General features: G+C 45.7%; 30 protein-coding genes and 2 pseudogenes. 9 read left to right on the forward strand and 23 right to left on the reverse strand.

What is annotated here, in order from left to right:
* The first annotated feature begins 91 nt into the window (after positions 1 to 91).
* Both BM271_RS10345 and BM271_RS10350 read left to right on the forward strand, forming a co-directional pair.
* The gene (locus BM271_RS10345) at positions 92 to 616 is read left to right on the forward strand and encodes a D-glycero-alpha-D-manno-heptose-1,7-bisphosphate 7-phosphatase (protein WP_046789307.1); all 525 of its coding nucleotides are present in this window, start codon (positions 92 to 94) and stop codon (positions 614 to 616) included.
* 102 nt (positions 617 to 718) lie between these two features.
* Entirely contained in the window at positions 719 to 1,162 is a 444-nt protein-coding gene (locus BM271_RS10350; RefSeq protein ID WP_046789306.1) for a DUF3592 domain-containing protein, read from the forward strand.
* A gap of 119 nt (positions 1,163 to 1,281) precedes the next feature.
* On the opposite strand, the gene fdhA is transcribed toward BM271_RS10350, so the two are convergent.
* The 10 genes and pseudogenes from fdhA to BM271_RS10395 all read right to left on the reverse strand — a co-directional run bounded on the left by fdhA (position 1,282) and on the right by BM271_RS10395 (position 9,519).
* Positions 1,282 to 2,496: a formaldehyde dehydrogenase, glutathione-independent gene (gene fdhA, locus BM271_RS10355; RefSeq protein WP_046789305.1), complete on the reverse strand. Its 1,215-nt coding sequence runs from the start codon at positions 2,494 to 2,496 to the stop codon at positions 1,282 to 1,284.
* A gap of 33 nt (positions 2,497 to 2,529) precedes the next feature.
* Positions 2,530 to 2,945 (reverse strand): annotated as a pseudogene (locus BM271_RS10360) (GlcG/HbpS family heme-binding protein).
* Positions 2,946 to 3,172: 227 nt separating this feature from the next.
* Entirely contained in the window at positions 3,173 to 4,201 is a 1,029-nt protein-coding gene (locus tag BM271_RS10365) for an ABC transporter permease (RefSeq protein ID WP_046789304.1), read from the reverse strand.
* Between the two features lies 1 nt (position 4,202).
* Positions 4,203 to 4,928 (reverse strand): ABC transporter ATP-binding protein, encoded by a 726-nt coding sequence (locus BM271_RS10370; RefSeq protein WP_046789303.1) that lies wholly within the window; start codon positions 4,926 to 4,928, stop codon positions 4,203 to 4,205.
* 75 nt (positions 4,929 to 5,003) lie between these two features.
* Positions 5,004 to 5,603 (reverse strand): response regulator transcription factor, encoded by a 600-nt coding sequence (locus BM271_RS10375; protein WP_046789302.1) that lies wholly within the window; start codon positions 5,601 to 5,603, stop codon positions 5,004 to 5,006.
* A complete protein-coding gene (locus tag BM271_RS10380; protein WP_046789301.1) occupies positions 5,600 to 6,727 on the reverse strand; it encodes a sensor histidine kinase in 1,128 nt (375 codons plus the stop codon). The genes BM271_RS10375 and BM271_RS10380 overlap by 4 nt, the downstream gene beginning before the upstream one ends.
* 116 nt (positions 6,728 to 6,843) lie before the next feature.
* Positions 6,844 to 7,872, reverse strand: coding sequence for a Delta(5) desaturase DesA (gene desA / locus BM271_RS10385; protein ID WP_046789300.1), 1,029 nt, complete (start codon positions 7,870 to 7,872; stop codon positions 6,844 to 6,846).
* A gap of 134 nt (positions 7,873 to 8,006) precedes the next feature.
* Positions 8,007 to 8,252 carry an aspartate dehydrogenase domain-containing protein gene (locus tag BM271_RS14510; RefSeq protein WP_234960539.1) on the reverse strand — a complete coding sequence of 82 codons (246 nt, stop codon included), beginning with the start codon at positions 8,250 to 8,252 and terminating at the stop codon, positions 8,007 to 8,009.
* Complete coding sequence (locus tag BM271_RS10390) at positions 8,249 to 8,785, reverse strand: NAD(P)-binding domain-containing protein (RefSeq protein WP_234960541.1); 537 nt, start codon at positions 8,783 to 8,785, stop codon at positions 8,249 to 8,251. The genes BM271_RS14510 and BM271_RS10390 overlap by 4 nt, the downstream gene beginning before the upstream one ends.
* Before the next feature lie 119 nt (positions 8,786 to 8,904).
* A complete protein-coding gene (locus BM271_RS10395; protein WP_046789299.1) occupies positions 8,905 to 9,519 on the reverse strand; it encodes a DedA family protein in 615 nt (204 codons plus the stop codon).
* A 144-nt stretch (positions 9,520 to 9,663) separates the two neighbouring features.
* Between BM271_RS10395 and BM271_RS10400 the strand changes: the two genes are divergently transcribed.
* Positions 9,664 to 10,446 (forward strand): sulfite exporter TauE/SafE family protein, encoded by a 783-nt coding sequence (locus BM271_RS10400; RefSeq protein ID WP_046789298.1) that lies wholly within the window; start codon positions 9,664 to 9,666, stop codon positions 10,444 to 10,446.
* Positions 10,447 to 10,496: 50 nt separating this feature from the next.
* Here BM271_RS10400 and BM271_RS10405 read toward each other — a convergent pair whose 3' ends face one another.
* The 3 genes from BM271_RS10405 to BM271_RS10415 form a co-directional block, all read right to left on the reverse strand.
* A complete protein-coding gene (locus BM271_RS10405; protein ID WP_046789297.1) occupies positions 10,497 to 11,051 on the reverse strand; it encodes a DUF4256 domain-containing protein in 555 nt (184 codons plus the stop codon).
* A gap of 20 nt (positions 11,052 to 11,071) precedes the next feature.
* Positions 11,072 to 11,773 carry an FAD-dependent oxidoreductase gene (locus tag BM271_RS10410; protein WP_046789296.1) on the reverse strand — a complete coding sequence of 234 codons (702 nt, stop codon included), beginning with the start codon at positions 11,771 to 11,773 and terminating at the stop codon, positions 11,072 to 11,074.
* Positions 11,774 to 11,841: 68 nt separating this feature from the next.
* The gene (locus tag BM271_RS10415) at positions 11,842 to 12,162 is read right to left on the reverse strand and encodes an ArsR/SmtB family transcription factor (RefSeq protein WP_046789295.1); all 321 of its coding nucleotides are present in this window, start codon (positions 12,160 to 12,162) and stop codon (positions 11,842 to 11,844) included.
* A gap of 195 nt (positions 12,163 to 12,357) precedes the next feature.
* Between BM271_RS10415 and BM271_RS10420 the strand changes: the two genes are divergently transcribed.
* Positions 12,358 to 12,792: a DUF1801 domain-containing protein gene (locus BM271_RS10420; protein WP_046789294.1), complete on the forward strand. Its 435-nt coding sequence runs from the start codon at positions 12,358 to 12,360 to the stop codon at positions 12,790 to 12,792.
* A gap of 94 nt (positions 12,793 to 12,886) precedes the next feature.
* On the opposite strand, the gene BM271_RS10425 is transcribed toward BM271_RS10420, so the two are convergent.
* Positions 12,887 to 13,453: a DNA-3-methyladenine glycosylase I gene (locus tag BM271_RS10425; RefSeq protein WP_046789293.1), complete on the reverse strand. Its 567-nt coding sequence runs from the start codon at positions 13,451 to 13,453 to the stop codon at positions 12,887 to 12,889.
* Positions 13,454 to 13,535: 82 nt separating this feature from the next.
* On the opposite strand from BM271_RS10425, the gene BM271_RS10430 reads away from it, so the two are divergent.
* Positions 13,536 to 14,261, forward strand: coding sequence for a sulfite exporter TauE/SafE family protein (locus BM271_RS10430; protein WP_234960543.1), 726 nt, complete (start codon positions 13,536 to 13,538; stop codon positions 14,259 to 14,261).
* 8 nt (positions 14,262 to 14,269) lie between these two features.
* On the opposite strand, the gene BM271_RS10435 is transcribed toward BM271_RS10430, so the two are convergent.
* Positions 14,270 to 14,854: a phosphatase PAP2 family protein gene (locus BM271_RS10435; protein ID WP_052749803.1), complete on the reverse strand. Its 585-nt coding sequence runs from the start codon at positions 14,852 to 14,854 to the stop codon at positions 14,270 to 14,272.
* 119 nt (positions 14,855 to 14,973) lie between these two features.
* Here BM271_RS10435 and BM271_RS10440 point away from each other — a divergent pair, with 119 nt between their 5' ends.
* Positions 14,974 to 16,041 (forward strand): aldo/keto reductase, encoded by a 1,068-nt coding sequence (locus BM271_RS10440; protein ID WP_046789291.1) that lies wholly within the window; start codon positions 14,974 to 14,976, stop codon positions 16,039 to 16,041.
* Positions 16,042 to 16,117: 76 nt separating this feature from the next.
* Here the strand turns inward: BM271_RS10440 and BM271_RS10445 are convergent, their stop codons facing one another.
* The 3 genes and pseudogenes from BM271_RS10445 to BM271_RS14105 form a co-directional block, all read right to left on the reverse strand.
* Positions 16,118 to 16,714, reverse strand: coding sequence for a hypothetical protein (locus BM271_RS10445; protein WP_046789290.1), 597 nt, complete (start codon positions 16,712 to 16,714; stop codon positions 16,118 to 16,120).
* A 235-nt stretch (positions 16,715 to 16,949) separates the two neighbouring features.
* Positions 16,950 to 17,108, reverse strand: a complete 159-nt coding sequence (locus tag BM271_RS14295; protein ID WP_158462218.1) for a hypothetical protein — start codon at positions 17,106 to 17,108, stop codon at positions 16,950 to 16,952.
* A 149-nt stretch (positions 17,109 to 17,257) separates the two neighbouring features.
* A pseudogene (locus BM271_RS14105) lies at positions 17,258 to 17,623 on the reverse strand (superoxide dismutase family protein); the annotation flags it as partial.
* A 189-nt stretch (positions 17,624 to 17,812) separates the two neighbouring features.
* Between BM271_RS14105 and BM271_RS10455 the strand changes: the two are divergent.
* The gene (locus BM271_RS10455) at positions 17,813 to 19,000 is read left to right on the forward strand and encodes a cystathionine gamma-synthase family protein (protein ID WP_046789289.1); all 1,188 of its coding nucleotides are present in this window, start codon (positions 17,813 to 17,815) and stop codon (positions 18,998 to 19,000) included.
* Positions 19,001 to 19,046: 46 nt separating this feature from the next.
* Positions 19,047 to 20,219, forward strand: coding sequence for a M24 family metallopeptidase (locus tag BM271_RS10460; protein ID WP_046789288.1), 1,173 nt, complete (start codon positions 19,047 to 19,049; stop codon positions 20,217 to 20,219).
* 50 nt (positions 20,220 to 20,269) lie between these two features.
* Here BM271_RS10460 and BM271_RS10465 read toward each other — a convergent pair whose 3' ends face one another.
* From BM271_RS10465 to aldA, 3 genes are all read right to left on the reverse strand, one after another.
* Positions 20,270 to 20,926, reverse strand: a complete 657-nt coding sequence (locus BM271_RS10465; RefSeq protein WP_046789287.1) for a carboxymuconolactone decarboxylase family protein — start codon at positions 20,924 to 20,926, stop codon at positions 20,270 to 20,272.
* Positions 20,927 to 21,020: 94 nt separating this feature from the next.
* Complete coding sequence (locus tag BM271_RS10470; RefSeq protein ID WP_046789286.1) at positions 21,021 to 21,332, reverse strand: CHY zinc finger protein; 312 nt, start codon at positions 21,330 to 21,332, stop codon at positions 21,021 to 21,023.
* A 99-nt stretch (positions 21,333 to 21,431) separates the two neighbouring features.
* The gene (aldA, locus tag BM271_RS10475) at positions 21,432 to 22,883 is read right to left on the reverse strand and encodes an aldehyde dehydrogenase (protein ID WP_046789285.1); all 1,452 of its coding nucleotides are present in this window, start codon (positions 22,881 to 22,883) and stop codon (positions 21,432 to 21,434) included.
* Positions 22,884 to 23,015: 132 nt separating this feature from the next.
* Between aldA and ybaK the strand changes: the two genes are divergently transcribed.
* Complete coding sequence (gene ybaK / locus BM271_RS10480; protein ID WP_234960551.1) at positions 23,016 to 23,486, forward strand: Cys-tRNA(Pro) deacylase; 471 nt, start codon at positions 23,016 to 23,018, stop codon at positions 23,484 to 23,486.
* A gap of 49 nt (positions 23,487 to 23,535) precedes the next feature.
* Here the strand turns inward: ybaK and BM271_RS10485 are convergent, their stop codons facing one another.
* Together BM271_RS10485 and BM271_RS10490 are read right to left on the reverse strand one after the other, a co-directional pair.
* A complete protein-coding gene (locus BM271_RS10485; RefSeq protein ID WP_046789283.1) occupies positions 23,536 to 25,668 on the reverse strand; it encodes an ATP-dependent Clp protease ATP-binding subunit in 2,133 nt (710 codons plus the stop codon).
* A 251-nt stretch (positions 25,669 to 25,919) separates the two neighbouring features.
* Positions 25,920 to 26,933, reverse strand: coding sequence for a WD40/YVTN/BNR-like repeat-containing protein (locus tag BM271_RS10490; protein WP_046789282.1), 1,014 nt, complete (start codon positions 26,931 to 26,933; stop codon positions 25,920 to 25,922).
* Positions 26,934 to 26,965 lie beyond the last annotated feature (32 nt).

Genomic DNA, 26,965 nt, shown 5'->3' on the forward strand with positions numbered 1-26,965 from the left:
ACCCCTCAGATGAAATATTAACGGCATTAATGCTTTCTTTTATTATTGAGTCCCGGTTTGATGTATCATAAGTTCCAAAGGGGGCTGTATGATGGATAAGGCAGTATTTCTGGACCGTGACGGCGTTATCAATGAAGTGTTGAGCAAAAGGGTGAAATTCGTGAATACGGCTGAGGATTTCCATCTCCTTCCCGGAGCAGGCGAAGGGATCAGAAAACTCAATGAAGCAGGCTGGAAAGTGTTCGTCGTTACAAATCAGGGTGGTGTCGGCCTTGGATATATGACAGAAGAAGCGCTTCGTGACGTTCATCGGGAGATGGAAAAACAGCTGGCGGATTGCGGGGCATATATAAATGATATTGCGTACTGCCCGCACATGCCGCAATCCGGCTGCCGCTGCCGCAAACCAAAACCCGGCATGCTTCTCGATCTGGCGGAAAAACATGCCATCGATCTTTCTTCAAGCTACATGGCCGGCGACCGGGAGCCCGATATCGAAGCCGGCAGAAATGCGGGAACAAAGACGGTATTCATCACCCATGATGGAAAGCAGAAGATAAAAGCAGATGAATATTTTCCCGATCTGCTGTCATTTTCAGAGTGGCTTACAGACTGAATACTCCCGGTATAAACTTCTCCTAAAACATTCGGTTAAACCCTCCTGATATATACTATAATTAGTCTATCGTTAAAATATATAGTTCCGGAGGTTCAGGACATGGAAAATGAAATGACTTTTTTAGCATTACTGCTGGGCGGAGCGGCACTGTCCATATTATTTCTCGGGGCATGCTTTTATTATATTCTAGTGGTCCGTAAAAAGCAGAAATGCACTGCCCTGACCCAGGGTGTCGTCACAGGCCGCTCATTAAGCGGGGACAGCGGCCTGCCGGCACCATTAGTGGAGTATGAAGTGGATGGCGTTGTATATAAACGCCGTAACGCCGCCGTCAAAAGTACACGGGTTGCGAAAGGAGACAGGATTACATATAAGGTAGGTTATGAAATTGGAGATACCGTTGATGTCCATTATGATCCCGCTAAACCGGAGCGCTGGATGATGAATGACAACAGTGCGTACAAAATGACAGCCCTCATCCCTTTGATCATGGGTGCTGTGCTGCTGTTCTCGAGTATGGGACTATACATCCTCGGAAGCTGATTGGGGCGAAAAATGACTTCCCCTCTCCAACTCTGAACGGCCCCCTGTCTGATTGACAGGGGGCCGTTCAATATACATATAGATAACAAATCAGAGTTCAGACGCTTAAATCATCCGGATCATTTAAGCATGCCATGGGGATCGATGACAAATTTCTTTGCGACACCGCTGTCGAAATCTTTGTATCCATCCGGTGCTTGATCCAGATTGATGACAGTTGCGTTCACCGCTTTTGCAATCTGCGCATTGCCGGAAAGAATGGATTTCATCAGATCTCTGTTATACTTCATCGCCGGTGTCTGTCCTGTTGCGAAGTTGTGCGCTTTTGCCCAGCCCTGTCCGAATCTCACTTTAAGCGAGCCGACCTGCGCATCCTTATCCGATGCGCCCGGGTCTTCTGTGACATAGAGGCCCGGTATGCCCAGGCTGCCGCCTGCCCGTGTGACATCCATGATCGTGTTCAATACCGCTGCCGGCTGTTCTCCGCCGTCCTTGCCGTGACCGGATGCTTCGAAGCCGACCGCGTCGATCGAACTGTCGACTTCAGGGACACCTAAAATCTGTTCAATCTGTTCACCCAGCCTGTCGTGTCTGGTCAGATCCACTGTCTCACAGCCGAAACTCTCAGCCTGTTTCAGTCTCTCCGCCTTCATGTCCCCCACAATTACGCGGGATGCACCGAGCAATTGTGCTGAATGGGCTGCTGCCAGACCGACCGGCCCCGCACCTGCCACGTATACTGTGGATCCTGTTCTGACACCCGCAGTATAGGCACCATGATACCCTGTCGGGAATATGTCGGACAGCATGGTAAGATCCAGAATCTTTTCCATCGCGATCTCTTTATCAGGGAACACAAGCAGCTGGAAATCTGCATATGGAACCATCACATATTCTGACTGGCCGCCTACCCAGCCGCCCATATCCACGTAACCATATGCCGCTCCGGGTCTTTCCGGGTTGACGTTCGTACAGATGTGCGTTTTTTGCTCTCGGCACATCTCACAGCGTCCGCATGCGATGTTGAATGGAACAGATGCGATATCCCCTTTTTTGACAAATTCCACATCTCTTCCGACTTCTATGACCTCACCCGTAATTTCATGGCCCAGCACAAGACCTTCAGGTGCAGTCGTACGGCCCCGGACCATATGCTGGTCACTCCCGCAAATATTCGTCGTAATCACTTTAAGTATTACGCCGTGCTCACACTTACGTCCGACGTTGCTCTTTGGCACTCCGGGACCATCTTTTAAAATCAAGTCCGGGTATTCAATATCCTGTACTTCAACGCTGCCGGCTCCTGTATAAACAACACCACGATTTCCTTCCATAGTACCCCTCCTCGCAGTGTAACCCACTGCTTATTATGAATTAATCTGGTTAAATGCGTTTACGCCTGCTTCAGCAACTTTCACATCATTTTCGACACTGCTGCCGCTCACTCCGACAGCGTCGACGACTTTTCCGTCACTCTCGAGCGGGAATCCGCCTCCAAAGACGACGATGCGTCCCTGGTTCGTTGTGTTCAACCCGTAAAGTTCAGCATTCGGCACTGTGCCTCTTCAAGATTCGATGTCGGCATCTTCAAAGCAACAGAAGTCCAGGCTTTGTTCTGTGCGATATCAATACTCGCGAGCCACGCATCATCCATACGGTGTGTTGCGATCAGATTCCCTCCTTCATCCAATACAGAAATCACCATTTGCACCCCGATATTTGAAGCTTCCTCTTCAGCACCTGCAATGATCTTCTTAGCAACTTCCAAATTCACTTTGCTCATAAACATTCTCCCTTTTGAAAAAGCAATGATATTAGCAGCCTCATCCGGGCTCGATGGCCTTTCTGCAAATATATTGTTTAAATCATTAAAACCGGTATCATATAGTAGATTCATTTAAATTCCACTTTAAATCCATCATAATTGAGTCTGAATTTTCAGTCAAATAAAGTGTTCTTAAATTCAATACAGAAAAGTCAGGCTCACATATATGCGAGCCTGACTTCAATTCATATCTTCCGGTATTTACGGAGCACAAGAATATTCAGCACTATGAATATCAATGAGAACAGCAGGAGGATGAGAAGATTCATATAAATATCACTCCATCCGTATCCCCGGATCATGACATCCCGGAGTGATTCCGCTGCATAGTAAAGTGGAGTAAGTGGTCCGATCCAGCTCAGCAGATCTGATATCGTATCCAGATTGAACAGTCCGGAGAAGAAAATCTGCGGAACGACGACGATGGGGATGAACTGGATCATCTGGAATTCATTATTTGCAAATGACGAAACAAGTATGCCAAGCGTGAGCGCAGTCAGTGCCAGCGCCAGTATAATCCACAGTACATCTATGAACACACCCACCATCAGCATATCGAGTATATATATGGCGTACCATGCAATGATGGCCGACTGAAGAACTGTAAACAGTGCAAATCCGATCAGGTAGCCCATTACGATTTCCCATTTTCTTATGGGCGTTGAGAGGAGCCTCTCCAGCGTACCGGTTGTACGCTCTCTGATGAAAGAAACGCCGGCAGTCAGGAAAACGAAGAAAAAGATGAAGAATCCCAGCAGAACAGGACCGTAATAGTCAAAAGTGCCGATATCTTCCGAACCGTATAAATAATCCAGCTCAAGATCTGCGACTTTACCGTTTTCTTCGAGACCGGCCAATGCGCTCTGGACCCATTTGATGACCTCACTGTTTACTCCCGGATCACTGCCTTCAAGGAATACAAGCGGTTCTCCGCCTTCGATTTTGATATATCCGTCAAGCCTTCCGGAAGCCACGCCGTGGTATGCCTCAACCTCGTTCTGATACTCTGTAACCCCGGCATCCGACATTTCCATTTTTTCAGTGACTGGTTCCGGTATGTTCACCAGACCGATTTCAGGTACATACTCTTCACCGTCGAAAACGAGGTAAAGCATCGTCAGCACCAGGATTGGTGCAAATATAAGCAGAGCCAGCGTCCGTTTATCCCGGATCAGCTGTTGCAAAATCCGTTTTGATAATGCAAACACCTTCATACTAATCTCCCCCATATACAAGAAACGCCTGTTCCAGAGTTTCGGTATCCGTTTCTTTCTTCAGACTTTCAGGTGTCCCGGACGCCACAATGATTCCCCTCTGCATCAAGGCAAGCCTGCTGCATTTCGCCGCCTCATCCATGACGTGGGTCGTTATTATTATCGTCGTGCCTTTTTTATTCAAATCATAAAAGAAGTTCCATATACTTTTTCTGAGTATCGGATCAATACCTACGGTCGGTTCATCCAGAATAAGCATTTCCGGCTCATGAAGGAGTGAAATGACAAGTGACAGCCGCCTTTTCATCCCGCCTGAAAAATGTCCGACCCTCTCACTCAGATGATCTGAGAGGCCCATCAGCTCCATGAGCTCGTTTATGCGCTCGTTTTGATGCTTCCCCTTCATTCCGTAGAGGCTTGAAAAAAACTTCAGATTCTCCTCTGCCGAAAGGTCTTCATACAGTGCGTCCGCCTGGGCCATATAGCCGATCCTCTTCATCAATTTAAGACTCGGCATCTTTTCTCCGAATACGTAATTTTCACCTTCAGTGGGGCTGTCGAGTCCTGCCAGTTCCCTGACCAGTGTCGTTTTTCCGGCACCGGAAGGGCCGAGAAGACCAAAGATCTCCCCTTTTTGTATTTCCAGGTCAATATTTTTCAATATTGCTTTTCTCCCAAAACTTTTTGAAACATTCCGGATGGATACACTCGATTCTGATGTCATCATCTAACCACCTCTTCACCATTGTAGCAGTACCCATTGATTTTTATGCAAAAATCATCAGACGGTCTGAATCTGTTTTCATTTCAGCCATCCTTTTTCCCGGGCTTTCGTTATCGCTTCAATTCTGTTGTCCACTTCAAGTTTATCCAGAGTATTCGACACATAGTTCCGGATCGTCCCGTCTGATAAATGGAGTTCTTTTGCAATCGCTTTCGTTTTCTTCCCTTCCCCGAGCAGCTGGATGATCTCCATCTCGCGGGGAGTCAGAGGATTTTCGGATTCAAAGGCAATATCTATCAATTCCGGAGAATAAATGCGCTTGCCCTTCATAATCTGACGGATTGAATTGGCCAGCGTTTCACTCGGGCTGTCTTTCAATAAATACCCGCGTACATTCGCTTTTTTGGCCCTTTCGAAATACCCCGGTCTTGCGAATGTGGTCAGGATGATCACTTTGCAGTCCTCTGCTTTCAATTGTTCAGCTGCATCAAGGCCTGTCATCACGGGCATCTCTATATCCATCAGACAGATGTCAGGCCGGGTTTCGCGCACCAGCTCCAGCACTTCCTCACCATTCGCGGCTTTCCCGACGACTGTAATGTCTTCCTCCAGATCCAGCAATGCGCCCAGTGCACCGAGCAGCAGATTCTGATCTTCGGCAATCACAATTCGTATCACATCCATCCCTCCTCTATCTGTCTCAAAACTTTAGGCACCGTTATATTGATCTCGAATCCGTTTTCGGAATGGAACACCTCGAACTCTCCATTGACGAAAGTGAGCCGTTCCCGCATGCCCTGGAGGCCGTTCCCAAACTCCAATGCCTGCGGGTTACGGCCGTCATCTGATATTTTCAGGAAAATATCTTTGTTCGTTTCGGTCAGCATTACTGAACATTGTTTGGCCTTACTGTGCTTCACCACATTGGTGACCGCTTCCTTCAAGCTCATGCTGAGCACACTTTCGGTCAGCATCGGTATGTCTTTGAATTCCGTTTCCACCTGAATATCATGTCTGATCCCTGCTGTTTCCAGTATCATTTTTACGTGGGCAAGTTCTTCTTTGAGATTCACGTTCTTCATATCACTGATCATTTCCCGCACTTCCTTAAGTGCATGCCGTGCAGTATTCTGTATATCCTGAAGCTCTTTTTTAGCTTTTTCCGTATCCGTATCCATCAATTTTCTGGAGAGTTCGCCCTTCAGCCCGATCATGGATAATTTCTGGCCCAGCGTATCATGGAGATCGCGTGCAATCCTGTGGCGCTCTTCCACAATGGCGAGCTCCGCGATTCTCTGATTGGCATCCTCAAGCTTCACTTCCAGCGCTTCCTGTTTGAGCCTGTTGTATTTATTCAACGGAATCAGAATGACTCCGAGAATGGTCATGATTAAAAACGGCAGATGGCTCAGGAAGAGCACATAATTGATGAAGAATGCAAATATGATTGCACCGACCGTCAGGACGAGATGGATGACATACATTGAGATGAAGCCCGCTTTGCTTCTTATATTACCCACATAGAATGCGATGAAGAGTGCAAAGTAGACATATCCGAATAATACAGTCATCGCGATATTTATGATGAATTCAAGGCTCAGTCCTATATATATCAGTGCACCGCGGGAATTGAAAGTCAGCCAGTAAACTGCAAAAAAGAGTATTGTGATTACAATGCCCACCACGATTTCCCAAAGGGAGATGGAGCGGAATATGAAATAGAATGGCAGCACGCAGAAAATAATCCATATGTACAGACTCAGGCCAGTGTTCTCAGGAAAAATATGATACCAGTCACGCATCTTTGCACCCTCCTCTTCGGCTCATTTGCTTTATTGTATCAGTTTCAAATCCCATAAAGTATCAATAGGCAAAAAATATCCCCCTATACGATAGGGGGATAACATTGTTGTTATATTTAATGTGTTGTCGGTCTCTGATTCATATTGTTCTTCAGGCGGCGTTTCATCTTCCCGAAGCTGATGAATGTTTTATTCTCTTCATCATACAGACGGAATTTTATGGACTCAAGACTGGTTTTCAGAGTTATTGTCGTCGCCATATGAAGCGGCGGGGTATTTTCATGCGCTTTTTCCAGATGATAGTTTGGTACACGCGGTGCAAGATGATGCACATGATGGTAACCGATGTTCCCTGTCATCCATTCCAGCCATTTTGGAAGTTTGTAGTATGAACTGCCGTCAACTGCAGCTTTTACAAAGTCCCATTCCGACTCATTTTCAAAGTAGGAGTCTTCAAACTGATGCTGCACATAAAACAGCCATATGCCGAGTGCGCCTGCGACATAGATGATCGGCAATTGAACGAGCAGGACGACGTGCCACCCGAGTGTAAATCCGATAAGACAGTACGATCCAACAAGTATCGCATTGATCAGGTACGTGTTAAGGCGTTCTTTACGCTTTGGTCCTTTACGATTGAAACGGTTGGAATAAAGGAACAGAAGGAACGGTCCCAATCCGAACAGGACTAAAGGATTACGGTAAAGACGGTACTGCAGTCTTTCCCATTTCCCTGCTTCCTCGTATTCCTTGACTGTCATTACCCAGATGTCACCGATGCCGCGCTTATCCAGATTACCGCTGGTCGCATGGTGGATGGAATGCTCCCTTTTCCATTTTTGATAGGCAAAGTGTGTGATTACACCTGTAAATGTACCGAAAAAGTCGTTGAGCTTTTTGCTTTTGAAGAAAGATCCATGCGTACAGTCATGAAAAATGATGAATGTGCGTATCATGAACCCGGCTGTTATGATGCTGAACGGCAGACTCAGCCAAAATGAAATGCTTAAAGCCTGATAGGCTATAAACCAAAATACAAAAAACGGAAGTATTGTATTCAAAAGCTGTATGATGCTCGCCCTGGTTTCGGCGTTTGCATAAGGCATAACGGATTTTCTGAGCTGCGCTTGTTTTTGTCTAGTCATATGCTACCCTCTTCCCGATATCTTTTCAATATATATTATGAAGGATACCGGCTGAGCCAAACAGATTAATCTGTCAGCATTATGACATGACATTTGTCATGTTCAGGGCTCTATTTATCTTATTAGTGTAAAATTCAGCTTCCTATCTTTACATTTTTATAAATGCGTTCCAGTGTGCCGGATACGCTGAGGGCGGCCAGATAGCTTGTCTGAGGATTTTCCGGCAATGGATTATTTTTAAATGTAAATTCAGCTTCTCCGAAATCACCGGCCACTTTTACATTATGAATGTTCCTGTCGATATCAGGGTCTGCGATTACGGTGACATCCGTGTCTTTCATCCCAACACCGGCGAAAGCTAAAATGATGGCCACGTTCATATTTTTCGGAACTTTTCAATCGCATCTATGGCTTTTCCTTCAAACACCACCTTCTCCGTGGTGATACTTTCGTCACTGAGAGATGATGCGGGTTTACGTGTTTCAAGCACCACACTGTCGAGTTTCCCGAAAGTCTGGGCATTTTGCAGCAGATCCAATCCCCCGACGGCACCTGAAGGCAAATGCAATGCGTGATCATAATCATTCGTATTGCGGGTAACCTCGGCCACCAGATTTTCGTCCGCAAGGGCGCCCACGCTGATCAGCAGTGCATCCTTCTGCCTGATCACCTCCGGCAGAAGCTCTCTGGCGGCTTCAACAGTAGCGGCCTCAACTACGATATCAATTTCAGATGCCAGAAATTCATCAAGACCGGTGTACAGTTCCACACTATAAGCGGATTCCAATCTTTGATATTTCTCCCTGTCCCTGACCAGCACACTGCTGACCTTCAGACTGTCATGAGCATTATCATTAATCTCCTTAAGCAGGAACTCACCGATTGCCCCTGCACCAATCAAACCGATATTCATAAATAGCCTCCTTCCTTATGTCCAAATCATAATATTATCCTCTACCCCTGCACCACACTTCTATATACATGGAATCTAAAAAGCATTCCGGAATAATTCCGGAATGCCTGATATTCATTCTATTTCCTGTCCATCACCCTTCGTTTGATGAAGAGTGACGCAATAACAATGACAAGGAACGCCAGAATTGCATAAACGATATTGGAATATATGTCCATATATCCGACGATGCTATCCCATGATTCACCGAGTGATGCACCGATGACAACAAGCACTGTATTCCATATGATTGTGCCCAGGGCCGTCAGTCCCAAAAACAGCCAGATGTTCATATGTGACATGCCTGCCGGCAATGAAATCAGACTTCTGATGAGCGGGATGAAGCGGCAGAAAAATACGGTCCATGCACCATATTTTTCAAACCACCCGTTCGCCTTGTGCACGTCTTTTTTCTCAACCCGTAAAAATTTTCCGTACTTTTCGACAATGCGTTCTATCCTTTTGACGCTGAGCACCCGGCCAATATAATAAAGGACAACTGCACCGCCGACAGAACCCAGAGTCGAAGCCGCAACAACACCATAAATATTCATTGAGCTCTTAGTTGTCATAAAGCCTCCGAATGTCAAAATCACTTCCGAAGGAATTGGAGGGAACAGGTTTTCCACCATGATGAGGAGGAAGATGCCCAAATACCCGAACTGCTCCATGAAATCCGTAATCCAATTTTCCATCCGCCTCACCTTTTCCAATTGACTTCACCGGTCATGCATCTCAACATTTGACATCATACTGTATCTGCGTCAAAAATCATAAGGATATCCTTCTATGTAATTCGTGTTATATTATGAAATAACAACAATGGAGCGTGGTACAAAATGGATCTCATTCTTTTACTGCTTATAGGAATCATTGCTTCTGTCATCGGCGCCCTCATCGGCATCGGCGGCGGAGTCATTATTGTACCTTCACTGATATTCCTCGGCAACAGTACAGATATCATTGAAGGTATGTCCGTCCAGAATGCGGTCGGCACTTCCTCACTGACACTTGTTTTCACCGGATTATTTTCAATGCTGGCATATGGCAAATCCAAAACCGTCGATATGAAAAGCGGGATGCTGTTCTCTATAGGAATAGTGCCGGGGTCTCTGGCCGGCGCTTACTTGAGCAGATTTCTGAACCAGGATTCCTTCGGTATTATTTTCGGCGTCTTTTTACTGCTCATCTTTACAGTACTCACTTTTAAGAACAGGATGATCAGAAATAAAGAAAATGCAAATCAGGATAAAAAAGAGTTCAAGCCTGTTTTGGGCATTACCGCTTCATTTTTTGTAGGCATCAGTGCTGGACTATTCGGCATTGGCGGCGGTGCACTCATGACACCGCTGATGATCATCGTGCTTAACTTTTCTCCGCATGTCGCGGTCGCGACAAGCATGGTGATCATTTTCACTTCCAGTCTTTCAAGTTCTGCCGGGCACTTTGCACAGGACAATATACTATGGGGGTATGGCATTGTCCTGATTATCTCAACTTACATAGGTTCAAAAATCGGTGTCAGGATCAACCAGTCCTTAAACAGCTATACCCTGTCCCAGGTCTTGCGGTTCGGACTTCTCATTCTTGGAATCTATATGATCATCAATGCACTGACGTGAAAAAGCATCTGCCCGGGTCAACCGACCTGCCTGCAGATGCTTTTTCCGTATCAGACTCTTAATGCACTGCGGAATCTTCTCGCTCCATAATAGGAGTCCGCGCCGTTATGGTAGATGAACACCGTATTAAAGCGGAAATCACCGAATATCGCCCCGCCGAGGGCCCGGATTTCTTCCGGCGTCTTCAGCCAGGATGAGGTCTTATTGTCGAAATCCCCCAGATTCTGCAGATAACGGTACTGGTCTTCATCCAGCATCTCAACACCCATTGATCCTGCCATCTCCATAGCACTTGTTTCCGGCTTATGCTTCTTTCTCGCTTCCCATGCCGCCCGGTCGTAGCATACGCTTTTGCGGCCGGCAGGACTTTCTTTTGAACAGTCGAAAAATATGAATTCGCCGTTCTCTTCACCGACGACATCGGGCTCTCCCTCCGTGCGCTCCATTTCAGAAAGAGACCACAATTTATCGAGATTAGCTTTCAGCTTTTCTTCAACCCGGCTCCATTCGATACCTTCGTGGCGGTCCATGTTATTTTCAAAGCGTTCTCTGGATGCTTCCAGCTGTTTCTCAATCTCTTCCGCGTTCAGTTTGTTAACCGTCATTTTCAATCATCCCCTCTTTTTTAATATCCGATAAACGTCTCTTTTTTAATATTCTTCTTCGGTATACCTGTACTGATCAGATGCTTGGCCACTGATTCGACCATGGAATAGGGTCCTGCGATAAAATACTTTTCCGCACCTGTACGCGGCAGCAGTTCAAGTTCTTTGTACAGGTTTTCGCTTGATTCCATAAAATGCACCGCTATGCCTTCCTGCCCGCCTATATCTTCAAGTTCATCTTTGTAAGTAAATGTACCTTCCCCGTCCACATACAGAAGCGTCATACTCTGTTTTGGATTAAGCGCTGTGCTGTCATTTTCCCGCAATATCGCACGGAAGGGTGTAATGCCGATCCCACCTGCAATAAACACTCCCGAAGATTCATCCCCGATATAGAAGGAACCGACAGGACCGCTCATATGCATCTCCATCCCCGGTTCCAATTCCAATAATGCCTGTTTATATTCACTCGGATTACCATCGATTTTAGTCGTCAGCCCGATTACATCATCTTTTGGAGAGGAAGCGATTGTAAAAGGCTTAGTCGGCGGCTTCACCTTTTTATGGGTGACTGTAAACAATCCATGCTGACCGGGCAGCCAGTTCAGATCCTCCGGTTTTTCAAACTCGAAAGTATAGACATTCCCGGAATGCTGCCGTCTTTCTTTGAATACCAGTTTGTTCTTTTTAAATATAGATAATGAATCCCTTAAAAAACCCATTCATTTCCCTCCCAGTGTTTAAAAATCATTGCTGCTCTTAAACTTAAAATCAAAGGATATTCCTGCCATCATTCCTCCGGCAATCTTTCCAGTTTGTCTGTGTGTCCATTCCAGAACTGTTCATAATATGACAACCAGTCCTTAACCTCTTTAAGCGGTTCGGTATTCAATGTATACTGCGTCTCTCTGCCGATGCGGCGTCCCTTCACCAGGTCCGCCTCTTTCAACACTTTCAAATGCTTGGAAACAGCCGTTCTGCCTATTTCAAAATGCGGGGTCAGTTCATGCAGCGGCATCTCGGAAGAACGGGATAACAGATGCACAATTTCTCTTCTGGTCGGATCGGCAATGGCTGTAAAAACATCGCGTTCAACTCTGGGTTCATTCATTCCGGCATCTCCCTTACAAATTCGAAACTTTTCAGTGACATAATTATAAGGCACTGTAAGGTGTCATGTCAATAAAACCCGCTTCTCCTCCGGCATTCTGCGTCCATTGTTGATACTATTCACGGTTCCACTATAATCAATGTCCTGTTCATGATTTAATATAGTTAACAGATACCCGGAAAAGGACGTGGAAAAATGACTTTTGATGAATATGTGGATAATATCGATGAAAAATGGAGAGAAAGCTTCATACGGACATGGAACGTGATCAGTGAGCATCTGCCGGAAGGCTTTGATGTATATATACATCATGGCATGCCGGGCTTCGTCGTTCCAAAAGACAGGTATCCCGAAGGGTATCATGTGGATAATGAACCGTTGCCGTTCATCGGTGTGGCCTCCCAGAAAAGGCATCTCGCCGTATACCACATGGGGATGTACCGCGATCCGGAACTGTACGACTGGTTTGCCGGGGAGTATCCAAGGCACATGTCAACAAAGCTCAACATGGGCAAGAGCTGTATCAGGTTTACAAACCCCGGCAAAGTACCTTATGACCTGCTCGGTCAACTTGCTGAAAAGACGTCAGTCGATGAGTGGATTGAGCTGTATGAATCGAGAAAACAGTGAAAAAGAAGGCTGCTGATATACAACCGGCAGCCTTCTTTCTTATTGTGCATTTATATCCGGGCAGGGTGTTCACTTTGTCTCAGATGTTCTGCAGTTACATTGTCCGATTATCATGATGACAACTGCACGTTTCAATATGGTCATCCACCATTCCGATCGCCTGCATGAATGAGTATGTGATGACCGGTCCGGTAAATTTGAAACCCCGCCTTTTAAGCGCTTTGCTGAGACGCATTGACAAGTCTGTCGAAGCAGGAATCTCTCCATCACTTTTCCGGCTGTTCATGAGAGGTGTGTGTCCGGCATGTTCCCATAAAAAATCAGAGAAACTGCCAAATTCGTGCTGCAGCTCTGTGACAGCCCGGGCGTTCGACCGTACCGACTGCAGTTTGGATATGTGTCTGACAACATTATGATTCTCTTTAATATCGAGCAGGTCTTCATCCGTAAGATTCGCACAGCAGGAGATATCAAAATTATGGAAGGCTGCTCTGTATCCTTCTCTCTTTTTCAGTATGGTAAGCCATGACAGGCCTGCCTGCGCGCCTTCCAGCGTCAGCATTTCAAATATGTACCGATCATCGTAAGCAGGTACACACCATTCATTGTCATGGTATTTCCTGAGAAGCGGATCACTCTCTGCCCATAGACATCTTTTCATTATGATTCCTCCCTTTTTCTGTCTGTTAAAATGATATCATGACTATTACGAGACGGCATGGTGCATGAGAAAGGATGATGATTTGGCTGCGTTTATATTTTTTATATGTATTGTACTCATCGCTTCGATACTTCAGACAAGTACAGGATTTGGCTTTTCCATAATGGCCACTCCTTTATTGCTGATGCTGTTTCTCCCCCAGGAAGCCATCCAGATAAATATCATCCTGTCTTTGGTCATCTCAATTTCACTCATCCGGTCCATCAGAAATGAAATTGATTGTACATTGCTGAAGCGTCTGATATACGCAAGTATTGCCGGTATTCCTTTCGGTATAGCGCTCTATATGTCAATTGACATAAATACTTTCAAATCCGGTGTAGGCATACTGCTTCTTGCGCTCACTTTATTGCTCATTTTAAATTTCAGAGTCAGACAGACGCGGCGGAGAGATTTTCTGGCCGGAGGATTATCCGGTCTTTTCACTACAAGCATCGGCATGCCCGGACCCCCTATTCTGCTCTATTTTACCGGAACAAGCATGGCGAAGGACAAACTGCGGGCAACAACTTTGGCATTTTATCTTTTTATATATTTTATCAGTCTGGTGACACAGATCATTTTTACCGGCACCAGTCTGCTGATCTGGAAATCCAGCCTTTATGCAGCGCCGGCAGTACTGGCGGGACTCTTTATCGGCCAGTATATTTTCAAATGGATCAATCAGGATGTTTTCAGGTTCTTCACCTATGTTCTCTTAGGCAGTACCGGCGTCTATCTGCTGATTCAGAGCCTGCTGGCACTGTAAACATTCCATCATCTTTGAAATCTGTTTTTGACAGCTTCCAGAACATGGAGGATGAGTGCCATGAAAATGACACTTGCCACTGTATCGGTAAGATAGTGGGCGCCAAGATAAATACGTGAGGCCATCATGGAAATGACCATGATCACAAGCACCGTCCTGATATAGATATTACGGCTTATCCTGAAGAGCAAGATGACCAGCACTAAGAACGACAGCACATGCATGCTTGGAAAACTGAAACCGTCGAAGGAAGCATGTTCAACATCGGGCCTTGCTCTTTGGAAAATATATTTCATTGCTGCCCCGGCCGCCAGACTGAATCCCGCACCTATCGTATACAGCCAGAAATGCGCATCTTTTTTGAAATAGTGAATGACAGATACAACCAGGAATATGATTACGGCATTAAACGGCTTAAAGACCTCGGAAAGAAAAGAGAGGAAGGCATGAAGCCATCCAACATCTTCAAATCTTCTCAGAAACAAATATACAGAACTGTCAGCTGCATCTGTAAAATCAATTCTGACACTTATAGCGAGGGCGGTAAATACTGTGGCGTACATCACAATGAAAAATATATTTTTCTTATTCAACGTTATTCTTCCTTTTAAAATAATATGATCATTCCAATTATATCATTGACCGTTTGTTTGTTTTTATATGAAAAGGGAATTAAAGCGTAAAATGATTTCTGAGGAGGATACCCACGTTTATGGAACATATCTATCTGGGAAACTCAGGCTTTAGAGTCCCTAAATATATCCTTGGCACAATCCCTTTCAGTGGAACAAACGGTTTTGGACCCGCCGGGAATATTAAGGAGGATGAAGCCGCAAGACACGTCGATATATGTCTCGATGCAGGCATCAATATGTTTGATACGGCAAATCTTTATTCCAAAGGTGATGCTGAAAAGGTGCTGGGAGCCGCAGTTAAAGGCAGGCGGGATGAAGTACTCATCTCTTCAAAGACAGGCGGCAATATCAATGAAGATCCGAATGCATATGGTGCATCACGCCACAATATCGAAAATTCCATCCACCACACTCTGAAGAGACTGGACACAGATTATCTGGATCTTTACTTCGTCCACCTGTGGGATGGCAGGACACCTGTGGAAGAGACCATACAGGTAATGAACGATCTGGTCAAATCCGGAAAGATTCGCTATTGGGGTGTTTCAAACTACAGCGGTTGGGCACTCGCCAGAACTTATACAGTGGCGGAACAAAATGGGTTTATCCCTCCGGTCACCCATCAGATATACTACACACCGGAAGCACGTGAAGCAGAATACGAACTGCTGACGGCCGGCAGCGAACTCGGTATCAGTAACATGATCTGGAGTCCGCTTGGCGAAGGTCTCCTTACCGGAAAAATTGACCGGAATAAAGATGCACCGCCGGATACACGCCAGGGTGCGGGCTGGCAGCAGCCCTGGATAATGAGTGATGAACGTCTGTATGAAGTTATTGACGTTTTAAAAGAGGTTGCCGAGAGCCGGAATGCAACCGTCCCGCAAATCACTCTTGCATGGATTAAAGACCGTCCGAATGTCGGACCGGTGGTAATCGCCGTCAGAAATGAAGCACAGCTCCGTGAAAATATCGCTTCTTATGACATCAGGCTCACAAAGGATGAACACGACATCATTGAAGCCGCAGCCCGCCCCGAACCTTTCTATCCGAATTGGCATCGCACCATGACCGGTTTTGAAAAAGGTTCCCCTTCAGAAATGGCATATCTGGAAGCATGGGAAAAATCAATGGGATTGGAATAGACATTGGAAAACAAAAATTCTCCAGGAAATCTGAAACCTCCCGGAGAATTTTCATTTCTTCCAAATCTTTATGAAATCAGGAGGCTGCTCTTTTTGCTTCAACTGATTTTTTATAGATATCTATTACATAAAAACCATAAATGAGTGCAGCAGCAGCGCCTCCGATACCTGCTATCGCGAAAACCATATAAACCGATGCATCAGGCTGGAACGCAAAATACGCCGCTATACAACTGGATATCAAAGGCAGAGGCGCAATATAATAGTCGAATCTGCGATTCATGATCGGCGCCTGAAGCAGAAAATGTATACCCATGACCAAGGTGATGAACGGTACTATGAATATGGCCACTTCAAGTACGAACAGAAGGATGACAACAATCAGGATTGTGGCATAAGTGACACCGACGAGAAATCCGATCGAGCGTTCTATCCGCGAGACCTCGGATGTCTTATCATTTCCAATTGATTTTGAAAGCTGACGATTTTTAAGACTTCCGACCAATATATAGACAGCGCCTATCATTGCCACTGCAAATAAAACCCATCCGGCTGTGCCCCAGGCAAAACCAAACCAGATTGAAAATGCCAGTATAAACGCCACCATTATAATGGCGTGCGGAGCACTTGCTCTTGCAACTCCCTGATCCCATTCCAGTGCGCTGTTTTCCATCTTATTCTCCCCTTTGCGGATAAGCATCCGCCGCTGTGATTGCTGAATATTCTATAAACTATATAGTAACTATTCTAACTATAGTATTCACATCCATCAATTATTTAAACAGGATTCATTAAAATATCTTTTCATGATTTCATTTCGATCCTATGAATAAAATACCATTCCGGATAAAGTTTTCCGGAATGGCCTTTAATGCTTATTGTGCGCTGTACCGTTTCCTCTCCTGAAATCAATCAGCGTTTCCGGAACCATTATCACTGTTCTGGTAGTTTGTATCATTGATCGTCTGCTGCTGATCAAATTCTGATTCATCATCATTATTCATGCCGCATGCAGATAAAATAAGTACCTGGGTCATGATCAATGAGAGAACAATTCTCTTTTTCATCAAATACCTCTTTCTTTCTTGCATTTTATCATCAAAACCATTATCTCATTTAATCGGTGTAAGTGTCATAGATTTCAACTTGATTTCTTGATATGAATGCAAAGAAGACCGCTCAGGGAACGGTCTTCCAAAGATGCTTCAATCCATCCACCAATGACTCCACAGGCTATGCGGTCGCCTGCGTCACCTGATGGCTGCATTTCATAATCATCTGCTCCAGAATGAATCACCAATGCTGTCCCGTCTTCTGTAAACAGTGTATTATCCTGCCCTTCTTCCAGTGTCACCATATCTGCAGTCACTTCAGTATTAACTGTGCCGTCTTCACTCACTTCTATATTCTTCATGTCCCCAGCGTGAGGTCCTTCGGGGTCGTCCATGCCGTGGTTTGCGTCTGTCGGATTATAGTGCCCCCCTGCTGATTCAAAATCAGGCTGTTCACAGGAACCTGTTTCATGAATATGAAAACCATGATCGCCCGGTGCCATATCGGATAAGCTGAAATTGACGAAAACCATCCTTTTTCTGAAAAACGGATCTTTTTCATTTATCAACATACCTGTTAGATGGTACAGTATACATAAGGGGGTAATATTACTCCGATTAGATTCTCTGTTTCTCTTATCAGACGGATCTATGCTTTTTATTTCCGCATTTATGAAAGCGTTTACAATTAAATACTATCATAATTAGGATGTGAGGATATGAAAAAAAGAGCACAGCTTCCGACAGAAACCGTGTGGGCAGGCGAGAAGGACTACAGAGCACACGGTGCAAGTCAGGTGCCGGTCGTCAACAGTGTCGCGTATGAGTATGAGGATCTGGACCATTGGTACGCAGTAGCCAAAGGACGGGCAAAAGGCCATATATACGGGCGCAACACCAATCCGACGCTGGCTTCGTTTGAAGATAAGATCCGTCAGCTCGAAGGCGCGGAAGCAGCAACAAGTTTCTCGACTGGTATGGCGGCAATCAGCAGTACATTGTACACGTTTTTGCGTCCGGGGGACCGCGTGGTGAGCATCAAGGACACATACGGCGGAACGAACAGGATCTTCAGCGATTTCCTGCCGAATCTGGATATCGAAGTCTCTCTCTGTGAAACAGGTGACCATGAAGTTCTGGAAGATGAGATCAGGAAAGGATGTAAAGTCGTACATCTGGAAACACCGACAAATCCTACTTTGAAGATTACAGACATTGAACGGATTGCCCGGGCAGCCAAGGAACAGGATGCCCTGCTTGTTGTCGATAATACTTTTGCCACTCCGATTTTACAAAATCCTCTTGAATTCGGCGCCGACCTTGTCATCCACAGTGCCACTAAATTTCTGGGCGGTCATGCAGATGCCCTTGGCGGCACCCTTTGCGGTGACAAGCACCTTGTGGATCGGGTGTTCCACTACCGTGAAATCAACGGAGCAACAATGGATCCGAACGGTGCCTATCTGATGATCAGAGGAATGAAAACCCTGGACTTGAGGGTGCAGAAACAATGTGATAATGCTGAAAAGATTGCAGCATATCTTTCTTCACATCCGGCTGTTTCCATTGTCTTCTATCCGGGACTCGAAGATCATCCGAATCATGACATTGCCAAAAGGCAGATGCGGAGGTATGGCGGTGTGCTCAGCTTTTCATTGCACGGCGGGATGAATGCCGTCAAAAAAGTGCTTCCCCATCTTGAGTTTGCCAACCGGGCAGCCAACCTGGGTGCAGTCGAGACCACTGTCGGACCTGCAAATACAACAAGTCATGTGGAATCGACACCGGAAGAACTCGAAGCACTTGGCATCCCTGACAGCCTGGTCCGGTATTCTGCAGGTATTGAGTCATTTGAAGATCTTAAAAATGACCTTGAAAAAGCGCTTAATGTTTTGAACGAGTCATAAGACTGTCCTGCTGATTACAATCCAGAGAGAAAAAAGGGGAGATGTGATGTTCTCCGTAGAAGAATATAAAATCAGAATGAATAAGACAAAACAAAAGATGCTGGAGTATGGGATGGAAGTTCTGGTACTCTCAAATCCGTCCAATATGTGCTATCTCACAGGATATGATGCATGGAGTTTCTATGTCCACCAGGTCGTCATAGTATTTGTAGATGAGGAGGAGCCGCTGTGGATAGGACGCGGGATGGATGCCAGAGGCGCAGAGCTGACCACATGGATGAGTAAACCGAATATACTCTATTATCCAGATGATTATGTACAGTCCACAATCAAACACCCTATGGATTTCGTTGCAGCCGAACTCGAGTACAGAGGAAAAGGCTCCAGGAAAATAGGCATTGAAATGGATACTTTTTATTATACGGCCAAATCCCACGAACGTCTTGAAGTCGGTATGCCCGAAGCTGAACTGAAGGATGCAGGCGGGCTTGTAAACTGGGTACGGGCCTATAAAAGCGAGGCAGAAATCAGCTATATGCGCAATGCCGCAAAAATTGTCGAAAATGCGATGCAGGCGGCATATGATAAAGTCGGCGTGGGGGTACGGGAGAATGAAGTCGCTGCTGCCATCAGCCACGCACAGATATACGGCAGTGACGTGTTCGGCGGAGATTATACATCAATGGTGCCCATGATACCGACCGGAAAGTATACAGCCAGCCCACATTTGAACTGGACCGATAAAAAATACAGAGAAGGTGATGCTTTAACAATAGAGATCGCAGGATGTTACAAACGTTATCATGTACCGATGGCAAGAACCGTATGCATCGGTCAGATACCGGATTATGTCAGGGAAGCGGGCAAAGTCATCACTGATGGGATACAGGAAACGCTCGCAATCATGAAGCCGGGTATTACAGCAGAAGAAGTGAACAGTGCATGGAGCCGCGCAATCGCAAGACACGGTTATGAGAAAAATTCACGGATCGGATATTCGATCGGCATGAGTTATCCACCCGACTGGGGAGAGCATACCGTCAGTTTCCGCGAAGGTGACCGTACGATATTGGAACCGAATATGACATTTCATTTAATGCCCGGTCTCTGGTTCGATGAGTTCGGAGTCGCAATAACAGAATCCGTCCTGGTCACTGATACCGGCATAGAAAAATTCACCTCGTTCGATCAGCAAATTTATGAGAAACCCGTTGTTTAAGACCAGGTGGCATAAAAAAGATGAATCATTTCTGATTCATCTTTTTTTAATCAGTCATCATAAGCATTCAGTGCGTTCACACTGTGGGCAACAGCTGAACCTGCTTTCAGTGCTGTGGCGACCAGTATGGCCTCTCCCATTTCTTCTTTGGAGACATCAAGATTCTTTGCATTGTTTGTATGGATTTCGATGCAGTAAGGACAACCTGTAACGTGTGCTACTGCCACGGCAATAAGTTCTTTGTCTTTTTGGGAAATCTGTCCCGGCTGCATTGCTTCCTTATCCAGCTGTGCGAATGCCTTGAATGCTTCAGGCGCGAGCGTTGCAAATTCTTTCAGCCTGCTGATATTGGATTTGTCGTAAAGATCGCCTTCATTGTTTCCATCATATGCCTGCAGCGCATTCACACCATGTGCCATTGCAGATCCTGCTTTCAGTGCTGTTGCTACCAGGATGGCTTCTCCCATTTCCTCTTTGGATACATCCAGGCCTTTTGCATTATTCACATGGATATCGATGCAGTATGGACATCCTGTAACGTGTGCCACCGCTATTGCGATAAGCTCTTTTGTCTTTTGCGGAATCACTCCGTCAGAAAGTGCTGCTTTATCGAATGCACCGAAACTCTTGAATGCTTCAGGAGCAAGTTTGGATAATTCAGGCAGTCTTTTAATATTGGATTTCTGATACAAACTCTCTTCCGACATATTATTACCTCCGATAATTTTCCGAATATAAAAAATACTTCTCCGGAAATCATATCCGAAGAAGCAGCCCCTTTCAACATATCCGCTTCACTGCCTAATATTCAAAGTACAGATGATAATGAAGCCGGCAATTGATGTTGAACTCTGAATCACATTTTTTGCATCTGTTCCTGTTTATATATTCAGTGATCGTATGTTCTGTATCACATACTCCGCATAATATCGCATTTTCGTCGAATTCACCGGTTTTCCATTTTTCTATTTTATGCTCCTCATTCTCTTCATGGCATTTATAGCATGGATAATATTTTCCGCAGCATCTGAATTTTATGGCGATGATGTCCCGTGCGCCATGATAGTGGATGCAGCGTGTCTCCCTGTCGACCGTATGACCGGAAACCATCATTTCTCCTCACTTCCTTTCAGTTAGAAAAGCATCCCTTTGAATCATCATATCCAAAGGGATGCCATCACTCAAACCTGCAGATCCCGACTAACCGGCTGTTTACTTCTTGTCCTTCTTATACTGCATATAGACAGCCTGGGTGACGAGGAAGTCCTCTACTCCGTGTTTGCCGTCAGTACCACCGAGTCCTGACTGTCGCATACCGGCGTGATAGCCCTGCACGGCTTCGAAATTCTCGCGGTTCACATACGTTTCGCCAAACTTCATTTCATTGACGACACGCATCGCCTCGTTAAGGTCGTCGGTATATACGGAGGAAGACAGGCCGTACTCTGTGTCATTCGCTTTTTCAATCGCTTCATCCAGCGTGCTGAAAGTCGCAATCGGCAGAACCGGTCCAAAGATTTCGTCCCTTATGATTTTCGAGTCATGGGATACGCCGGTCAGGATTGTCGGTTCATAGAAATAGCCATTTTCAATATCCGCCCGTTTGCCGCCTGCAGCAATCTCAGCGCCTTCTTCCACCGCTGTCTGCACCATGTTTTCCACAGTTTCAAGCCGGTCCTGGTTGATCAGCGGTCCGATTTCGGCATTTTTATCTTCACGCGGGTTGCCCAGTTTTTTAGCCCGGAAGGCTTTTGTGAGTTTATCAGTCAGTTCTTCCGCTACACTTTCATGGACATACAGACGCTCAGCGTTTGTACATGCCTGGCCATTATTGGCAAGCCGGGATGTGACTATGGCTTCTGCAGCAATATCCAGATCGGCATTTTCAGTTACGATGGCAGGCGCTTTCCCTCCCAGTTCGAGATTGACCTTGGTAATATTCCTGGCAGCAGCTTCCATGGCCTTTGTCCCTGCCGCTACACTGCCTGTCATTGTTATCATATCCACATTCTTGTGGGAGGCGAGTGCGTTGCCGATTTCAGAACCCGCACCGGTCACCACATTATATACACCGGCCGGAACCTCTTCCATGCCATCTATTATTTTCGTGAATTCCATCGTCGTATTCGGTGTATGCTGACTCGGTTTGACGACAATGGTGCAGCCCGTCACCAGGGCCGTGGCTACTTTTCTCGCCAGTATGAAAACCGGGAAGTTCCACGGAATGATGCCGCCCACCACCCCGATCGGTTTCTTATAGATCAGTATATTCTCGTTTGGACGGTCACTCGGTACTATGTCCCCTTCCATCCTCCTTGCCCATTCCGACATGTAATGGAAATAGTCGATTGCGAGATCCACTTCACCGCTTGCCAGTTCATAATCCTTTCCCTGCTCTTCCTGCAGCAGGTCGATGAATGTATCCCTTCCGGCGGCGATTTCATCACCGAGTTTCCTCACAATTTTACCGCGCTCGATATTCGGCTTTTCCTCCCACTCTTTCTGAGCTTTGAAAGCCGCTTCTACCGCTTTATCAATATCATCCGCAGTTCCCTTGGGCGTTTTTGAAATGACTGCTCCCGTCGACGGATTGATTACGTCGATTGTCTCTTCTCCGGTGGATGCAGTATACTCACCATTTATATACAGCTGATGGTTTTTCAAAAAATCTCCTCCTGATTTCATTATTGATTCTCTCTTCCCTCGGGCAAAGAAGCTGAAACTCCGGAAATCATCCCTTAATGTGCTAATATGATTGTTATATCAACACCACCGGGAGGTATCGACGTGAAGAAGATGCAAAAGACAAATGCGATGAGGAATCTCGAGAACAATAAGATTGATTATAAGATCCATGAGTACCCGTGGGATGAAGAGCATCTGGACGCGAAAAGTGCGGCAAATGAAGTGGATATACCGCTTGAGAAGATATATAAGACACTTGTCGCCACAGGCAGCACTACAGGGGAAATTGTCGTCTGCATTCCGGCCGGACAGTCACTCGACCTGAAGAAACTTGCCAAAGAAAGCGGCAACAAAAAAGTGGAGATGCTGCACATGAAAGACCTGGAAAAGACGACAGGTTATATACGCGGCGGCTGTTCGCCTGTAGGTATGAAAAGACGGTTCCCCACTTATGTTTCTTCAGAAGCTTCCTCCATGGAATCCATCGTGGTCTCCGCCGGAAAAAGAGGCATGCAGATGGAACTGGCTCCGGATGAACTGCTCAGAATCACAGACGGACAATATGCCGATATTACTGTATAAAAAAATGGCTCTGAATCCTCCCGGGATCCAGAGCCTTCTTTGTTCCTGTTTACGCTTTTACTACTTTTATCTCTTCGTCTTGTACTTCGACTTTGACGTTTTCCAGAGTCTCCTCTTCAAGAATCAGGTCTGTCAGCTGATCTTCGATTTTGTCCTGGATGACTCTGCGTAATGGTCTTGCACCGAAGCGTTTGTCGTAACCCTGTTTTACCAGTATTTTTTTCGCTTCATCAGTAATTGTGATATTGATTTCATTTTCCTCAACTGTTTCCTGAAGTTCTGTGAGCATCAGATCTACAATTTGGAGAAGGTTATCTTCAGAAAGTTCATTGAAGTTGATGATGGAATCAAAACGGTTCAGGAATTCAGGTTTAAAGTAGTCACTCAGGTTATCAAGAGTGGATACTGATTCATGTTTGTCGGAACCAAAGCCGACACTTGCAGTATTGACACCAGTTCCTGCGTTACTTGTCATGATGATGACAGTTTCTTTGAAACTTACAGTACGGCCATGTGAATCGGTCAGGTGACCGTCTTCCATGATCTGGAGGAACATGTTCTGTACGTCCGGATGTGCCTTTTCTATTTCATCGAGCAAAATGATGTTGTAAGGATTATGACGCACTTTTTCAGTCAGCTGTCCTGCTTCCTCGTGTCCGACATAGCCTGGAGGGGAACCGATGATCTTAGAAACTGCATGTTTTTCCATATACTCACTCATATCGAGACGGATCAGTGAGTCACGGGAACCGAACAGTTCTTCAGCAAGTGCTTTTGTTAATTCCGTCTTACCGACACCTGTCGGGCCGACGAACAGGAATGAACCAATCGGACGATACTTGGATTTAAGTCCGGCACGGCTGCGTCGGATGGCTTTCGCCACTTTGCCGACTGCTTCTTCCTGGCCGATTACTTTTGCACCGAGTTTCTCCTGGATGTCACGCATTTTCTCCTGTTCATCCGCCTGAAGTTTAGTGACAGGGATTCCTGTCTTTTCCTCTACGATCAATTGGATATCAGAAACATCAACATCAACGATCTGTTCTTCATCTTCCGCTTTTTCCAGCTGTTTTTCGAGCTGCAGTTCCTGATATTTCAGGTTTGCCGCTTTTTCATAGTCTTCCTGTTCCGCAGCTTCGTCTTTTTCCTTCGCAATTTTATCAAGCTTTTGCTTAACGGAACCTGAGTCATTTTCTGCATTGGACAGATTTAGACGGGATCCGACTTCGTCCATCAGATCAATCGCTTTGTCCGGAAGGAAACGATCTTGTATATATCTGTTTGAGAGCGATACGAAAGCACGTATTGCTTCATCAGAATAGCGCACTTCATGGAATGCTTCATAACGGTCTTTAATACCCTGCAGAATCAATTCCGCTTCTTCCAACGTTGGTTCTTTGACCATGATTGGCTGCAGACGGCGTTCCAATGCAGCGTCTTTCTCAATTTGACGGTACTCTTTCAGAGTAGTTGCACCGATGATCTGCAGTTCCCCGCGTGCCAATGCCGGTTTCAGAATGTTCCCGGCGTCCATCTGAGAACTTTCTGCCGTACCTGCACCAACAATCTGGTGTATTTCGTCGATGAACAGGATAACATCTTCACGCTCCTGCAATTCACTGATCAATTGTTTCATGCGTTCTTCAAACTGTCCGCGCATGCTTGTATTCGCTACAAGAGATGCTACATCAAGAATATAGATTTCTTTATCCATCAGTTTGGCCGGTACAGTACCTTCGACGATTTTAAGTGCAAGACCTTCTGCAATCGCCGTTTTACCGACACCAGGCTCACCGATCAGTACGGGGTTGTTCTTATTTCTTCGGTTCAATGTTTCGACAACACGTTTTACTTCCATGTCACGGCCGATGACCGGATCTATATTTCCCTCTCTTGCTTCATCAGAAATATTTTTACCTAACTGGTCAAGCAGACCATCTCTGTTGTTCTGTTTTGTTTTTACTTTCGTACCTGTTGCATTTCCTCCATTACCCTGGAAATATTTATTATTAAAGTCTGCATTTTCAAAAGGTGATCCAGAGAAGAAATCGTTGGAGTTCATCATTTGTCCTTGTATTTCACGGAAACATTCATTACACAAATGCACCTGCATTTTTTGATTGTTAATGTTCATTGCAAGATTTACATTGGATTCATTAACACCACAATTTTGACATTTCATGCATAGATTCCTCCTATTTCATTCAGTTAGACAGTCATTTTGACTTTGACTATCTTTGACTATAAATATAGTATAAAGGCCGTTAATCACATTTTCAAATATGATGCTCACTTTATTTTTTTGTAGTTTGACTAACTTTGACCTTTAACTATATTATACATTGACCTTCTTTGACTTTCAAGTGTTTTTTGTAACTTTTTCTAGATTTTTATAATAAAAAAGAGACATCCTGCGATGCCTCCATACGTTATTTAAACAAGTGTCATCCAGTGAATCTTCTTATCCTTCAAGTGTTCCGGCCATTCCACCGGCACTCTGTGCCAGGTTTGTCCCGAGTCTTCGGAAATATAAAAACCCGTGTTGTTGACGGCATGGAAAACCCCCGGTTCATCCGGGTGTGCAGCCAGTGAAAAAACGGCGGAATCCTCAGGATCGGGGAGCCCTTCACTTACAGATTCCCATTTCCCGCCATTTTCACGGCGTACCAAAATCGTCTCTGCATCCGATGGTTTATATGCCGTACGGGGGCTTTTGGCAGCAGAAGCCACTATAATGTCTTCATTTCTGGAATCTACTGCGATACCGACCAGATAATTGTAGGGTTCAAGGCCTTCGTTGAATGTCTGCCAGGTAGACCCTGCGTCAGTACTTTCCGCATATCCCCCGCCTGCCGCTTCATATATCCGCCCGGACACTTTGGGATGCATCTTCAATGTGTGGCAGTCATGCTGAGAGCCTGGTTTACGGTCTTCCCAGCTCATCCCTTTATCTTCACTCCTCATGACACCGCCCAGTTCAATACCGGCGAATATCCGATTCTCATCATGGGCATCCGGTTCAATCCAGCGCACATGATGAGTCTCGGGACGGGGAGGAAAGCTCCAGGTGGCTTTTGACGGCAAATCCAGCAATGCCGGGCACTCTGTCCAGGTCTCTCCGCCATCTTCAGAACGGAACAGTCCGCTTGGTTCCGTTCCAGCCCATACGATATGATAACCGTTTTTCATTTCCGTCGGGCTGACGGCGATGCTCATCAGCCGGTCGTGGGCGATTCCTGCACCAGCCTGCTTCCACGTCTCACCACTGTCATTACTGATGAAGAGTCCATCATCAAATGTCCCTCCGTACAGACGCCCCGGATTGTCCGGATCCGCGGCGATACATAAGAGTACATTTGGAGTGGATCTTTCCGTCATCGTCCAACTCTCTTTTTCTCCCTGAATTTCATAGAGAGTATTTCCGGCTGAGAAATACAATGTCTTCATCTTATCCAGCTCCTTCAGAAAGCGTTTGATAC

The sequence above is a fragment of the Salinicoccus halodurans genome, from assembly GCF_900114445.1.
Classification (GTDB): Bacteria; Bacillota; Bacilli; order Staphylococcales; family Salinicoccaceae; genus Salinicoccus; species Salinicoccus halodurans.

Coding starts and splice junctions, on each gene's coding strand:
- BM271_RS10345 (WP_046789307.1), top strand. CDS start 92: ATGGATAAGGCAGTATTTCTGGACCGTGACGGCGTTATCAATGAAGTG.
- BM271_RS10350 (WP_046789306.1), top strand. CDS start 719: ATGGAAAATGAAATGACTTTTTTAGCATTACTGCTGGGCGGAGCGGCA.
- fdhA (WP_046789305.1), bottom strand. CDS start 2,496: ATGGAAGGAAATCGTGGTGTTGTTTATACAGGAGCCGGCAGCGTTGAA.
- BM271_RS10365 (WP_046789304.1), bottom strand. CDS start 4,201: ATGAAGGTGTTTGCATTATCAAAACGGATTTTGCAACAGCTGATCCGG.
- BM271_RS10370 (WP_046789303.1), bottom strand. CDS start 4,928: ATGATGACATCAGAATCGAGTGTATCCATCCGGAATGTTTCAAAAAGT.
- BM271_RS10380 (WP_046789301.1), bottom strand. CDS start 6,727: ATGCGTGACTGGTATCATATTTTTCCTGAGAACACTGGCCTGAGTCTG.
- desA (WP_046789300.1), bottom strand. CDS start 7,872: ATGACTAGACAAAAACAAGCGCAGCTCAGAAAATCCGTTATGCCTTAT.
- BM271_RS14510 (WP_234960539.1), bottom strand. CDS start 8,252: ATGAACGTGGCCATCATTTTAGCTTTCGCCGGTGTTGGGATGAAAGAC.
- BM271_RS10390 (WP_234960541.1), bottom strand. CDS start 8,785: ATGAATATCGGTTTGATTGGTGCAGGGGCAATCGGTGAGTTCCTGCTT.
- BM271_RS10395 (WP_046789299.1), bottom strand. CDS start 9,519: ATGGAAAATTGGATTACGGATTTCATGGAGCAGTTCGGGTATTTGGGC.
- BM271_RS10400 (WP_046789298.1), top strand. CDS start 9,664: ATGGATCTCATTCTTTTACTGCTTATAGGAATCATTGCTTCTGTCATC.
- BM271_RS10405 (WP_046789297.1), bottom strand. CDS start 11,051: ATGACGGTTAACAAACTGAACGCGGAAGAGATTGAGAAACAGCTGGAA.
- BM271_RS10410 (WP_046789296.1), bottom strand. CDS start 11,773: ATGGGTTTTTTAAGGGATTCATTATCTATATTTAAAAAGAACAAACTG.
- BM271_RS10415 (WP_046789295.1), bottom strand. CDS start 12,162: ATGAATGAACCCAGAGTTGAACGCGATGTTTTTACAGCCATTGCCGAT.
- BM271_RS10420 (WP_046789294.1), top strand. CDS start 12,358: ATGACTTTTGATGAATATGTGGATAATATCGATGAAAAATGGAGAGAA.
- BM271_RS10425 (WP_046789293.1), bottom strand. CDS start 13,453: ATGAAAAGATGTCTATGGGCAGAGAGTGATCCGCTTCTCAGGAAATAC.
- BM271_RS10440 (WP_046789291.1), top strand. CDS start 14,974: ATGGAACATATCTATCTGGGAAACTCAGGCTTTAGAGTCCCTAAATAT.
- BM271_RS10445 (WP_046789290.1), bottom strand. CDS start 16,714: ATGGAAAACAGCGCACTGGAATGGGATCAGGGAGTTGCAAGAGCAAGT.
- BM271_RS14295 (WP_158462218.1), bottom strand. CDS start 17,108: ATGAAAAAGAGAATTGTTCTCTCATTGATCATGACCCAGGTACTTATT.
- BM271_RS10455 (WP_046789289.1), top strand. CDS start 17,813: ATGAAAAAAAGAGCACAGCTTCCGACAGAAACCGTGTGGGCAGGCGAG.
- BM271_RS10460 (WP_046789288.1), top strand. CDS start 19,047: ATGTTCTCCGTAGAAGAATATAAAATCAGAATGAATAAGACAAAACAA.
- BM271_RS10465 (WP_046789287.1), bottom strand. CDS start 20,926: ATGTCGGAAGAGAGTTTGTATCAGAAATCCAATATTAAAAGACTGCCT.
- BM271_RS10470 (WP_046789286.1), bottom strand. CDS start 21,332: ATGATGGTTTCCGGTCATACGGTCGACAGGGAGACACGCTGCATCCAC.
- ybaK (WP_234960551.1), top strand. CDS start 23,016: ATGCAAAAGACAAATGCGATGAGGAATCTCGAGAACAATAAGATTGAT.
- BM271_RS10485 (WP_046789283.1), bottom strand. CDS start 25,668: ATGAAATGTCAAAATTGTGGTGTTAATGAATCCAATGTAAATCTTGCA.
- BM271_RS10490 (WP_046789282.1), bottom strand. CDS start 26,933: ATGAAGACATTGTATTTCTCAGCCGGAAATACTCTCTATGAAATTCAG.